A 13,633-nucleotide genomic window follows, 5' to 3' on the forward strand; every position below is an offset into this window, starting at 1 on the left:
ATTATATACCAGCAATTTCCTCTTTAATCTTTGTTGTAGAGATGCCTTCAGTTCGAGGAAGGTAGATAACCTCACACTGATCTTTAAGGAAGTCGAATTTACCTTCCCAGTCATCCCCCATAACAAAAACATCTATATTATGATCAATAATGTCCTGCTTTTTTTGTTCCCAGCTTTTTTCAGGAATCACTTCATCAACATACCGAATAGTTTCTAAAATTAATTTACGGTGCTCGTAGCTATGATAAGCCTTTTTTTGCTTTTGTAAATTAAATTCATCCGTTGAAATAGCAACAACTAAATAATCACCAAGTTGCTTTGCACGTTCAAGCAATTTAATATGACCCCAATGCAATAAATCAAAAGTTCCGTAAGTGATGACTTTCTTCATTTAGAGAAACTCTCCTTCCTAATGTTAAAAAAACAATATTAAAAACACTACCGTCGTTAGCGATTGAATTCTAAATACCCTGGGCAACTATTTTGTTTACATTCCTTATATCGACATATTTCTCGTATGTCTTCACTGATCACTAATTATAGCATACAGCCCACAAAAGGTTAAGTGCTCATGCAGAGAAAAACAATCCAAAATATGTAAACAAACTAAAACTCCTTTGGTAGCAAGGATTATCGTTCATTCGTTCATCCAATTGTAAAAATGGAAACATATTTAAATTTAATGTAAAGATAATGTTAAGCCATTGTTCGGGTTTTATGTTAAAATATACGGTAGGTTATTTTGTTTTTTTATCTCTTGGGATTTTAACTATATAAGTAGATTTTATTAAGGGAAGGAGGATCCGGACATGCAAACTGAAACTATTCATCATATTTCTTATGTAAACAGCGACCTCACATCCTTCATGAATCACCTTGAACAACATTATATTGATCAGGAAATCGGGGCATTTATTTCTACGGTAAATCCCGAAATAGGATATGCGGCTATTAAAGATAGAGATTACTTTAATGTATTGTCCTCTTCAAACTTTATTTTGCCTGATGGCATTGGAGTAGTCATGATGTCCCGATTGACTAACAGCAGACTTCAATCCCGAATCGCAGGATTCGACGTGTTTAAAGAGTTGCTCGGCATTGCTAACAAAAAGAAAAAACGTATATTTCTATACGGTGCGAAGAAAAATGTTATAGAGAATGTCGTATCCAAAATTTCTTCTGAATATCCAAATATACAAATCACGGGCTATTCAGATGGATATGTCCAAGACAGAGCCAAAGTAGCAAAACACATTGCAAATGCAAAGCCAGATATGGTATTCGTAGCATTAGGATACCCTCATCAGGAAAAGTTCATTCATAACTATAGACATTTATTCCCTCAGGCTGTTTCAATAGGACTCGGCGGAAGCTTTGATGTGTTTAGCGGCAATGTCAAACGGGCTCCTTCCTGGATGATTCGTTTGAATTTGGAATGGCTTTATCGTTTAGTGACAAATCCGTGGCGCTGGAAAAGAATGCTCAGCATTCCAAAATACGCTTTAGCTGTTTTAAAGGAAGAAAAAACCGGAAAGACTTTTTATCCAAAACCTGAAAAAGATCATACAAAACAGTTATAAACGAAAATATATAAACAAGTGGATTGATAAAAATGAAAATAAGATCATTATTGGCGAATTGCTATCTGTATTTGTTATCAGCAATCGCCTTTTTTCTGCAATGGGTTAAACCTAGGAATAATGTAACACTTCTTATCTCGTTTGAAGCAAACGCAAAAGCGATCTTGGAGGAATATGAACGAAAACAGTACCCATTTACTTTAAACATTTTGTATACACAGCAGGCATCCTCTATAGCTGAGAGATTTTCTCATATCCAAACATATTCTTTAATAGAAAAAAGTCCTATTCATCTTTTTAGAGCCGTATATCTCATGTTTAGCAGTAAAATCGTTCTTACAGATAATTACTTCTTGTTAACAAGCGTGTTAAATAAACGGCCTCAAACCAAGTGTATCCAAGTCTGGCACGCAAACGGCTCTTTAAAAAAATTTGGTTTAGAGGATATAACAAACCTGCAACGAACACCAACTGATTTGAAAAGGTTCAAAAAGGTATACAGGTCTTTTGATTATATAACCGTTGGCTCTGAAGAAATGGCAGATATCTTTAAGAAATCTTTTGGAGTAAAGGATCATCAATTATTAAGAACAGGTGTGCCTTTAACTGATCCATATTACACTGATAGCAAAAAGAAGAATGCTGATTTTCAAAAAAACAAAAAGAAAATCATTCTCTACGCACCGACTTTTAGAGATTATGATATGAACACAATACAATTGCCTTTAACCGAAGAGCAACTCATTCATCAGTTAAACGGAGAATATGTTTTATACGTAAAACTGCATCCCGCAGTTCAAAACAATATAGCCTTTACCTCTTCTAGTCATTATATTAAAAATGTTTCAGATTACTCTTTGTATGATTTGCTTTTAACGGCAGACATATTAATCACTGACTATTCCTCCGTTCCATTTGAATATTCTATTTTAAATAAACCGATTCTTTTCTACACATATGATTTTAAGAAATATAATGAAGAACGTGGGTTGATTGATAATTATCTTTCAGTCATACCGGGAAGAGCCTGTTATGAGAGTGAATCATTGCTGAATGAAATCCTCAGAGCTTCCTTTAATATTCCCGCAATTAAAGATTTTTCAGCAAAGTGGAATATGTATTCTAGAGGAAATTCCAGTAAGAACCTATTACAATTTATAAAAGATCAAATATAATACATTTGTTTAACACTTGTTCAAAAACAGAACAAGTGTTCTTTTTTCTCTTGACTACCGAACATATGTTTGTTTTAATATAAATAGTTGCTTCTGGCGGCAACAAAAATTGATAGAGGTGATGAACATATGGCCCAAAAAGAACTGTTTAATTTCACAAAAATAACTCCAAAATTATTTACTGAACTTCGTGTTGCTGACAAAACGGTCCTTCAATCATTTAATTTCGACGAAAAAAATCATCAAATTTATACGACACAAGTGGCAACCGGGATGGGAGGCGGTAGCCCTCAAAGCTTTCGGATAACCCGTCTTTCTTTTGAGGGATTGCAATTAGACAGCATGCTATTGAAACATGGAGGACACGGTACAAATATCGGGATTGAAAACCGAAACGGCACCATTTATATCTGGTCACTATACGATAGACCGAATGAAACAGATAAAAGTGATTTAGTTTGTTTTCCATATAAAGCTGGTGCTACTTTAGACGAAAATTCCAAGGAACTTCAGCGCTTCTCTAATCTCCCTTTAAATCATAGGGTTACACCTGCACTTGATATGAAAAATAGACAGCTGGCACTCAGACAATATGATACAGTCAATAATAAACAATGGGTTACAGTCTTTAACCTGGACGATGCAATAGCAAATAAAAATAACCCTCTATATACGATAAACATTCCTGAAGAACTTCATTACTTACAAGGGTTCTTTTTAGATGACGGCTATTTATATTGGTATACAGGAGATACTAACAGCAAAACGTATCCTAACCTCATTACTGTGTTCGATACTTCCGGTAAGATTTTGTTACAGAAAGAAATTACTGTTGGCAGTGACCTTTCTTATCGATATGAAAATAATTTCCGTGAACCTGAAGGGATTTGCATGTACACTAATCCCGAAACTGGAGCAAAATCTCTGATGGTAGGAATCACCAGCGGTAAAGAAGGCGGTAGAATAAGCAGAATTTATGCCTACCACTCTTATGAAAATTTTATGAATCACGTACCTATCATTCGGACTCCTTTATTAAAAACGGTCGGTCATCAAGAGAAATCACCAGAGAGATTCCAACCTTTTATTCAAACATTCATATTAGAATATAATGCCCAAAATAAAAAATGGGTGGTTCCAGCTTCAGGTTATTTACCATCATACACATCAAATTTAGTCCAAAATATTACTATCAATACTGGGGGAAACCTCCAAGTTAATTTAAATGAGCGCTATATCAGTTTACTTCATCAAGCAATAGAGGGAGATTTTCGTTTAAAACAGAAGGATATCCGCATGGGGTCTTGGTATTTTGCCGGCGGTGAAAAATCAAATGTTCTTGAGATAGGTTTTATCAAAGGAAACACAAAAATCAGACCTGATGATGCTGCCATTCCAAATGGTTCAAGAATGAGCGTATTTATGATTGTTGCTGACAAGATTGAAGTATGAAATTAAAAATAGGCTGAAGCATCCAGAGCTTCAGCCTATGTTAGAAAAAGTAAAAAGATAACAAATAGAGATTACATACCGGTTCATAAGTTTTTCAGTTGTTATTTATTGATACTCCGGAACATCATAATACAGTGTGTATCCATCCAGTAATGAATACAGGCTGTACATCCGGTTTACTTGTTTGTACGCCCAGCCGATGTCTGTTGCGTATTGGTGTGCAGCTGTGGCTGACCATCTCATCTTGTATAACGTGTCTTGATTGTAGGCTGTGTTATGAATGTAAGATGATCCTATGAACTTGGCGCCCCCGATAATGGCGGCTTCTGGTGTGAACCAGCCTTGCTCGTATGCGTATTTGGCGCCGTAGTAGTTCGGGTTGCTATCGTATGCGCCGATTCCGTACATGTTATAAACGGTTCTTCCGTTATAGGTTAAACCATTGGCCAAATCGGATGTTCCGTTTCCTGTTTCAAGGAGAGCGTGTGAGATTAAATATAGCTCGTTGATGCTGTACTTAGTTGCGGCATCGATAAATGCCTTAGCTTTCCCTGTCAGGATGCCTTTGCCCGCAAGCACTTTCTGATTGACCTCGGCAACGCTGAGGCCGGCTGTCTGTGACAGCTTAAGAAATTGGAAGTAGTATTTGCTGCCCTTGGAAAAGTTGTTCGGGTCAACGTATTGCCCTACTTCATCGCTGCTAGCGTTTCTCCACCCCATATTGATTTTAGCCCAGCCGTTTGTCTGGCCGATGATTTTCACTTTATCACCTTTTTTTAATTGGCCGATGACGTTCGTCGGACTGACTGCCGGCGTTGACCGGATGTTGAGTACATCAGCTGTAACCGTTGAGATTGCTGTATTGATATACGCGAGTGATACGTAAGCTGCACCATCGGTTTGCGGGCTGACTTTCATTTGTTTTTGAACCATTTCACGAAGCGAGAGATTATAATTTGTTTTCATAATTTGCGGACCGTTTTTTATTTTTACAGTGGATGATGTCCATCCATATAATTGTTTCAGCTTCGCCGATGCCGCTGAAGCTGCGCTATTGCCTGTGAATTGCTCGTTAAGGCTAATTTTATAAAGCGTGTTGCTTTTGGTCGTGTAGTTCGCGCTTAACTGCTGAGCTTTAAAATAGTTCAGTCCATTGTTCAATGCTGTTTTGCTGCTGAGCTGAGATGTCAGGATTTTGTATTGTGTATATGCTGTCGCGCCTGTTTTCGCGGCTGTGCCAGAGGCGTTATTTTTTTTGAAAAAAGCAAGTACACGATCGATGTCCTCTTGGCTGATGATCGCCTCAGTGGTGATTTGATATTTACTTCCTGCTGTCTGACCCGTTTTTTTGCTTGCGGCTGAAATCTGATTTGATTTAAAGAACGTTATGGCTTCATTGACTTTTGCAGCATCCAGCAGAGATTCAGTTGTCATTTTAAACGTTTTGGCAGTTTGTTTTTTTACTGTTTTTGCTGCAGCACTTAGCTTATTTTTCTTTAAAACGTTCAAACCTTTTGTAACTTTTGCTTGGTCTGTTGTTTCTTCAGAAATGAGCTGATATTGGTTTTCGGCTTTTTTTCCAGTCGCTTTTTTCGTTGCCTTTACTTTTTTCTGTGTGAAGAAGGCCGCAGCTTTGTTGGCCTGCTGCTCACCTAAAATCTGTGCAGTCGTAATTTGATAGGCAGATGATGTTGCCGTTTTTTTCACGGCAGATGACGTGTAATGCCATTTTTTCTTTTTGAAGAATGCATCGACCTTTTGAAGCTGCTGTTTTGTCAAATTCTTCATGTTTACCGTATATGATGTGCTTTTGCCGACCTTTTGATAATAGCCGGACACCCCAGTGTTTTTCTTGATTTGACTGATGGCATCCTTCACTGTATTCAGCCCTTTGAAATAAGCCGATTGGACATTGTATACGTCTGCTGTTGTTTTTTGATTGATTGACTTGTAGCTTCCCGTAATTCCGGTGCTTTGTTTCAGCTGCTGTAACAAAGTCTTAGCGTTTGCTTCACCTGATATAGAGGCTGTTGTAAACGTGTAATAGGCTTGTCCTTTCGCTGTTTCTTTTAATGATGCCTTCAGTCCCGATTCTTTTTGGAATGCGTTTTTGACTTGGGCAGCCTTGCTGTCTCCGATAATAGCGCCGGATTGAATGCTTGTTACAGACACTTCATGAGTAACGGGCTGGTACGTGCTTTTTATCCCCGTTTTCTTTGTCAGGCCTTGGATAAGCTCCTTTACCTTCATCTCATCTGCTATTTCCGAGGTAACCACGTTCATGTAAAACTGGGCTGTGCCGGACATCTTCACAGCGCCGGATACCCCTGTTTCCTGCTTAAGTTTGGCCAGCAGGGTGTTGGCCTGTTTTTCACTTGATATTGCGCCGGATGTGATGGTCATATACGGCTGTTTGCTGCCGACTGGACTGGATGTGCCTGTAATGGCTGTCTGTTTTGTCAGTCCGCTCAGCACGGTTTTAGCTTGTGCTTCGCTATGTATGCCTGTAGCGGTAATTTGGTAGGTTGCTGTTGTGCCTGAAGCCTGATAGGAGGCATCCCAGCCTGTGTCTTTTTCCAATTTGGCGGCGGCCTGAGAGGCTTGGCTTTCTGTACTGAATGTTTTTGCCGGCTCCACCTTATAAATCGAGTAATCCGTATACGCTGCAGCCTGTGCAGAGCCGGTTATGGTAAAAAAGGCAAGGGACGCAGCGGACAGAAGCATCGGTGCGATTAATCTCTTTTTCATTCCTTCTCCTCTTTCTTATTCAATGAGTATATAAAACTAGTTTATTTATCGGCACGCGTATGCTCTATTTATAGGTCAATCCATTCCATTTTTGAAAAATAAAAAACTTAATCTCTAAGTGAGATTAAGTTTACATGTGTGACACAATCAGTGTGCATGTGCCTTTAATTGTGAAGTCGGACATATTGTAAGGCAAAATAAAGTGATCGCCCTTTTTAAGCGGGCATGTTTCTTTTCCATACGTAAGCGAACCGCTTCCTTCTATTACACTGCATATCAAGAAGCTCTCATCCTGCGAAAGCTCAGCCTCTCCATTAATGTCCCATTTATAGACGGAAAAGTATTCCCCTTGGACAAACGTTTTAATTGTTATTCCTTTTCTTGATTCGGTTGATTCGTCTATATATCCGTCCACATGGGGAACGGTCGCCGCGTTAATGGCTTTTGCAAAATGAAGCTCCCTTGGCTTGCCACTTGTTTCGAGACGGTCATAGTCGTAGACCCGATATGTGGCATCTGAATTTTGCTGGGTCTCTAACACAATCGTCCCTTTACATAAAGCATGTATCGTACCGCTCGGCACATAATAGAAATCACCCGGCTTAATCTTGATTCTTCGCAGCAGGCCTTCCCAGTCACCGCTGTTAATCATTGTGACAAGCTCAGTTTTTGAGCGGGCCGTATGTCCGTAAATGATTTCTGCATTTTCTTTGCAGTCAATAATATACCAGCACTCCGTCTTGCCGAGTTCTCCCTGTTCGTTCTCTCCAGCGTAATAATCATCTGGATGGACTTTAATCGACATATCTTCTTTTACGTCCAGCAGCTTCGTCAGTAACGGGAACCGGTCTCCCTCCACGCCTCCGAACAATTCCCGGTGCTCATCCCAAAGCTCGGTCAATGTCTTTCCTTTATACGGGCCATTCGCAACAGTGCTCGGTCCTTTTGGATGAGCGGAAATGGCCCAGCACTCCCCTGTTGTTTCTGATGGAATGTCATACCCGAAGACATCGCGTAAAGCGGTGCCGCCCCAGATTCTTTCTTTAAACACTGGCTTGAAAAAAATCGGTGATTGCGTCATGATCCGTACCCCTCCCCTTTTAAATGGCTGATCATTATTTTCCCGATGCGTGCCCCTTACAAACGCCCCTATGTCTGTCTGCTTTTCACTGACAACATATGTACAAAGCATTATGTATCTATGACCCCTTTTTGAGAAAACGCTTCCTTTTTATTATATCACTTTCAAAAGAAGGTTTGTTTCAGCCTTTTCCTTATGAAGAATAATTCTCCTTTTTTGATACAAATTAAGAAGAACCGTCAATCTGTTTTATAAAGGGGAGAGAAACTTTGCAAATCGACTCTGATCTCCAGCACAATATAGAAACACTGAAAAAAAAATTGGGGCAAAACGACGATATCATATTTTATACGTTTTCTTTCGGAGACAGCAGACAGAAGGCTTGCCTGCTGTATATTGACGGTTTGACAGAAAATAAGCTTCTGGCACAATACGTCATTTCTCCTTTACAAAAAGAATCGTTAGCTCAAAAAGAAGGCTTGATTGAAGATTTATCCGCTTTCTTTTTCGGCTATCATCACAGCGTTGTTTCTACAATAAAAGAAATACAGCAGCTCATTTTTACCGGACATACCATTTTGCTGGCCGATGGTTACAGCGCGGGGCTGGCATTTGATACGAAAACGTTAATGACGCGCAACCTTGAAGAGCCTTCATCAGAAATCGTGGAACGCGGGCCGAAGATTGGCTTTATTGAAAAACTGCGGACAAACACGGCGCTTTTGCGAGAGCGGACGAGTGACCCTAATCTCGTCATAAAAGAAATGACAATAGGCAAAAGGACGAAAAAAAAGATAGCTGTCGCTTATATTCAGGATATTGCACCTGATTATGTCATAAAAGAAGTGTTTAAACGGCTGAAATCCATCACGACAGATGATTTGCCGGAATCAGGCACACTTGAACAGCTCATTGAAGATGAACCCTTTTCAATCTTTCCCACGATTTTAAGCACAGAACGTCCTGATCGTGTAGAAAGCTCATTGTTAGAAGGAAGAGTCTCCATATTAGTAGATGGTACACCATTTGCATTGATTGTACCGGCGACGGTGGATGAATTTATTCATTCACCGGATGATTACAGCCAGCGCTGGATTACAATGTCTCTTATTCGTTTGCTTCGTTATTCAAGCATCCTGATTACCATTTATTTGCCCGGCTTATATATTTCTCTCGTTTCCTTCCACACCGGTCTTTTGCCGACGAGAATGGCCATTTCGATTGCGGGCAGCAGGCTGAATGTACCCTTTCCGCCTTTTGTCGAAGCTTTTATTATGATATTTACGATAGAACTGATCAGGGAAGCCGGTTTAAGACTGCCAAAACCGATCGGGCAGACGATTGGGCTTATTGGAGGCGTTGTCATTGGACAGGCAGCCGTACAAGCGCAAATCGTCAGCGCACTGATGGTCATAGTTGTATCAATTACCGCATTGGCATCCTTTACCGTTCCTTCATACGCCTATAACTTTCCGCTTCGGATTATTCGCATTGCGGGCATGATAAGTGCCGCGATGCTCGGCATGTATGGCGTCATCATGGTCTTTCTGTTTGTGATCGGCCACTTGATGCGACTGAAAAGCTTTGGCCAAGATTACATTATTCCCATAATGGCACAGCCCGGACAAGATTTAAAGGACACTGTGATTCGCATGCCTACTCTATTTTTAAAAAGGAGACCTACCCGTAAAGACACAAAAGATAAAATCAGACAAAGGTGATGGCTATGATGCAATCAGAGGACAAGCTTACATTTATGCAGACGCTTATTATGGTAAGCAGTACAATGATCGGTGCCGGTGTCTTAACCCTTCCCCGCTCAGCCGCTGAAACCGAAAGTCCGAGCGGATGGATTATGATCCTGCTTCAGGGCGTTATTTTTATTACTTATGCTCTGCTTTTTTTGCCTTTTCTTCAACGAAACAGCGGAAAAACGATTTTTGAGCTCAACAGCATTGCAGCCGGAAAATTGATTGGTTTCTTTTTGAATTTATTTATCACCCTTTATTTTATCGGTATCGTATGCTTTCAAGCCCGGGTCTTGGGAGAGGTTGTCGCATTCTTTCTATTAAAAAACACGCCGATGGCGGTTGTCGTCATTATTTTTCTGGCGGTTGCCATCTATCATGTGGCCGGAGGCGTTTACCCCATTGCGAAGGTATATGCGTATATCTTTCCTGTCACTATTATTATTTTTCTGATGCTTCTGATGTTTAGCTTTCGTTTGTTTCAGTTAGATTTTATCCGACCCGTCTTTGAAGGCGGCTATCAAAGTTTTTTCTCTTTATTTCCTAAAACCCTGTTATATTTTTCAGGATTTGAAGTCATTTTTTATCTCATTCCCTTTATGAAAGATCCGAAGAAGGTTAAAAAAGCTGTCGCTTTGGGCATTGCAACCTCAACTGTTTTCTACAGCATTACTCTGTTTATTGTCATTGGCTGTATGAGTGTGGCTGAAGCTAAAACAGTGACGTGGCCGACCATTTCACTCATCCACGCATTAGAAATCCCAGGGATTTTTATTGAACGATTTGACCTGTTTTTACAGTTGACTTGGACAGCTCAGCAATTTGCCTGTATGCTCGGCTCCTTTAAAGGCGCACATATCGGATTAACAGATGTCTTTCACCTAAAAAATAAAAACAATCCGTGGCTGCTTGCTGCACTGCTGGCTGTTACATTTTTCTTCACAATGCTTCCTGACGATCTGAATGCCGTGTTTTATTACGGTTCACTTCTCGGATATGCATTTTTAGGTGTCATTATCATACCATTTCTCATCTGGTTTTTGAGCTGGGTACAGAAGAAGCTGGGGAGGGGTCAGCTGCAATGAAGACAATTATAAAGCTTGCAGCAATGGTTCTGATGCTGCAGCTGCTCTGCGGATGCTGGGATGTCAAAAATATTGAAAAACTGTCTTTCGCCAGGGGACTTGCTATCGATGAAACTGATGACCATCAGTATAAATTAACCTATCAAAACCTTCTTCCCCAAAGTGAAGACAGCCAATCATCAGGAAAACCGGAATTTGTCAATGTGACCTCCCGCGGGAAAACCATTCTCGAAGCGGTCAGTGATGTATCCATCAAGGACCCTCCTATCTATAGCGATCATTTGAAAGTGATTCTTTTGGGAGAAAAGCTAATGAAAAATCAAAATATGGATCAATTGTTCAACCATTTTATTCGGGATGATGAGCTGAGGAGAAGCAGCTATTTGATGGCAGCCAGAGGGGAAGCTGGAGACATTTTCACGGAAGGAAGTCCAAAGCAGCAGCTGCCGATGCCTTCCGAAAAGCTGATTGATCTGACAAATAACAGCGGATATAACGGGAAAATTATGATGCCGCTTCGGATCGGAAGAGCTTCTATCTATTGCCAAAACGGCTACAGTTTTCTCATTCAAGCCGTGAAAAACCAAAAGGGAAAAGCAAAGTATGACGGGGCTGGCATTATTAAAAGCGGCAGCAATAAACTCGTCGGATTTCTTTCAGCGGATGAAACACAAGCGCTGACATGGGTAATGGGGACGATCCAAGGCGGCGTCATGCCGGCGGAAGAAAAAGGATCTCCGATTACATTTGAGATTAAGAAGTCCAAATCAAAAATCAAACCTGCCATTCAGAATGGAAAGCCTGTCTTTCATATTTCTGTCAAAACAACAGGCATTCTGACAGAAGATCAAAGTCCAAGAGAAAATTCTTTTAGCGAGAGCTATTTGCGTAAGCTGGAAAACATTTTTGAGAAAAAGCTGAAACACGATATCAAGCAGATTATGGATCAGCTGCAGCATACGTATAAAGCAGACCCTATCTTTTTATCTGACTACGTTCGGATTCAATACCCGGATTACTGGAATAAAGTAAAAGGGCATTGGGATGAAACGTTCACTGAGGCAGAGTTCACATACGATATTTCGTTCAAAATCATTAATTTTGGAACAGTTGGGAGGTAAGCAGCAAAAAGGGTGCGCCTGTTGGCAGCACCCTTTTGAATATGATTTACGTTCCCGCTGTCTGCTGTTTACCTGCCGATCCTCCCTGACCGTTTTTATCGCGCAAATCCTGCTCGATTTCTTCAAGGCTTTTTCCTTTCGTCTCTGTTACTTTAAACCGGACAAATAGAAACGCCATAATGCCGATCGCAGCATAAATCAGGAATAAATAGCTGATGCCGATCGCTTCCATTAAAATTGGATAGGTTAGTGAAACAATCAAAGTTCCAGCGTGCAGCATCAAGGTGGAGACTCCAGTCCCGATGCCTCTCACATGAAGCGGAAATAGTTCAGGAAGCATCACCCAGACAACCGGGCCCCAGCTGACGGCAAACACAACGATAAACACGCCTAAGCAAATGACTGTCGTCCATGATGCGGCCGGGGTGTTATCGAAAAAGAGATTCACCATAGCCAGGACAATCAAGCTGATCACCATCCCGGCATTCCCAAATAACAGCAGCGGCTTTCTGCCGATTTTATCAATGATTTTAATGGCGAGAAGAGTCATAAGAACATTCACTGTTCCGATTCCGACCGTTCCTAAAATAGAGGCGGAGTTTCCGAACCCGACGTTTGTAAAGGTCTTCGGCGCATAATAAATGATTGTGTTCGTACCGATAAATTGCTGCAGAAACGCCAGTCCCAATCCGGCAATCAGCGCCGGGCGCACCCACGGATCGAACAGCTCCTTCAGACCGCCTTCGTCCTCTTTTTCCGCTTCTTTAATATCATGGATTTCCTGATCAATATCCTTTGTTCCCCGCAATCTTTGAAGAACTTTCTTCGCTTTGTCCTCTTCACCATTTGTAAACAGCCAGCGCGGGCTCTCAGGCATAAACAAAATACCAATGAGCAGGAGCAATGATGGTACGGCAGCCAATCCAAGCATCCAGCGCCACGCTTCCGCATCGGCAAATATGTAATTGACGATATAGGAAAGCAGGATGCCGACCGTAATCATCAGCTGGTTGAGGGACGACAGCGCACCCCGTTTCTCTTTTGGCGCCAGCTCAGACAAATACAGCGGCACGATCGTTGTCGATGTTCCGACTGCCAATCCCAGAATGATTCTAAAGAGGACCATCACTCCAGTATTTGGCGCAAACGCAACTCCCAATCCTCCTATACAAAACAGCAGCGCGGCAGCCATAATCGCTTTTTTCCTGCCAAAACGGTCCGTCAGCTTGCCAGCCGCTCCGGAACCGAGTATCGCTCCGATTAATAAAGAGCTGACAACAAGTCCCTCTGTAAAGGCGTTGAGGCCTAAATCCTTTTTCATAAATAAAATGGCTCCCGAAATGACGCCGGTATCATAGCCGTATAAAGCGCCACCAAGAGCGCCGAAAAAATAAAGCCATATATTTGACTGCTTCTTCATAGAAATGACTCCCTTTCTCCAATCAGTGATCCAATGGTACTGTCCACGGAGTTTTTTAGAAATCTTTTAGCCTATTTTTCCGGCAAATAAACCTATGCAGACGTACAGACATCTAATATCCATTAATTTACTGGCGCTTTTTTCAACTGCACCGAAACATTTTTTTCCCCAGTGGCGTCCAATAGAAGGTGATTCAGCACATCATCATAAATCTCTAAAAACA

General features: G+C 40.9%; 10 protein-coding genes. 6 read left to right on the forward strand and 4 right to left on the reverse strand.

Annotated features, from left to right (window positions below):
• Position 1: 1 nt before the first annotated feature.
• Positions 2-391, reverse strand: coding sequence for a glycerol-3-phosphate cytidylyltransferase (gene tagD, locus UJ203_RS11670; RefSeq protein WP_010332101.1), 390 nt, complete (start codon positions 389-391; stop codon positions 2-4).
• A gap of 418 nt (positions 392-809) precedes the next feature.
• On the opposite strand from tagD, the gene UJ203_RS11675 reads away from it, so the two are divergent.
• The 3 genes from UJ203_RS11675 to UJ203_RS11685 all read left to right on the forward strand — a co-directional run bounded on the left by UJ203_RS11675 (position 810) and on the right by UJ203_RS11685 (position 4,207).
• Positions 810-1,580, forward strand: coding sequence for a WecB/TagA/CpsF family glycosyltransferase (locus UJ203_RS11675; RefSeq protein WP_024123055.1), 771 nt, complete (start codon positions 810-812; stop codon positions 1,578-1,580).
• 32 nt (positions 1,581-1,612) lie between these two features.
• Positions 1,613-2,755: a CDP-glycerol glycerophosphotransferase family protein gene (locus UJ203_RS11680; protein ID WP_322010946.1), complete on the forward strand. Its 1,143-nt coding sequence runs from the start codon at positions 1,613-1,615 to the stop codon at positions 2,753-2,755.
• A 129-nt stretch (positions 2,756-2,884) separates the two neighbouring features.
• Positions 2,885-4,207, forward strand: coding sequence for a teichoic acid biosynthesis protein (locus tag UJ203_RS11685; protein ID WP_322010948.1), 1,323 nt, complete (start codon positions 2,885-2,887; stop codon positions 4,205-4,207).
• A 105-nt stretch (positions 4,208-4,312) separates the two neighbouring features.
• On the opposite strand, the gene UJ203_RS11690 is transcribed toward UJ203_RS11685, so the two are convergent.
• Positions 4,313-6,955 (reverse strand): glucosaminidase domain-containing protein, encoded by a 2,643-nt coding sequence (locus UJ203_RS11690; RefSeq protein ID WP_322010950.1) that lies wholly within the window; start codon positions 6,953-6,955, stop codon positions 4,313-4,315.
• A gap of 130 nt (positions 6,956-7,085) precedes the next feature.
• A complete protein-coding gene (gene manA / locus UJ203_RS11695; protein ID WP_322010952.1) occupies positions 7,086-8,036 on the reverse strand; it encodes a mannose-6-phosphate isomerase, class I in 951 nt (316 codons plus the stop codon).
• Between the two features lie 269 nt (positions 8,037-8,305).
• Here manA and UJ203_RS11700 point away from each other — a divergent pair, with 269 nt between their 5' ends.
• From UJ203_RS11700 to UJ203_RS11710, 3 genes are read left to right on the forward strand one after another with little or no spacing between them, the layout of a single operon-like run.
• Positions 8,306-9,757, forward strand: coding sequence for a spore germination protein (locus UJ203_RS11700; protein WP_322010954.1), 1,452 nt, complete (start codon positions 8,306-8,308; stop codon positions 9,755-9,757).
• Positions 9,758-9,762: 5 nt separating this feature from the next.
• Entirely contained in the window at positions 9,763-10,869 is a 1,107-nt protein-coding gene (locus UJ203_RS11705; RefSeq protein WP_322010956.1) for a spore germination protein, read from the forward strand.
• Positions 10,866-11,990, forward strand: coding sequence for a Ger(x)C family spore germination protein (locus UJ203_RS11710; protein WP_322010958.1), 1,125 nt, complete (start codon positions 10,866-10,868; stop codon positions 11,988-11,990). The genes UJ203_RS11705 and UJ203_RS11710 overlap by 4 nt, the downstream gene beginning before the upstream one ends.
• 46 nt (positions 11,991-12,036) lie before the next feature.
• On the opposite strand, the gene UJ203_RS11715 is transcribed toward UJ203_RS11710, so the two are convergent.
• Positions 12,037-13,410: a sugar porter family MFS transporter gene (locus UJ203_RS11715; protein WP_322010960.1), complete on the reverse strand. Its 1,374-nt coding sequence runs from the start codon at positions 13,408-13,410 to the stop codon at positions 12,037-12,039.
• Positions 13,411-13,633 lie beyond the last annotated feature (223 nt).

This window comes from Bacillus sp. V26 (assembly GCF_034296245.1).
Lineage (GTDB): Bacteria > Bacillota > Bacilli > Bacillales > Bacillaceae > Bacillus > Bacillus halotolerans.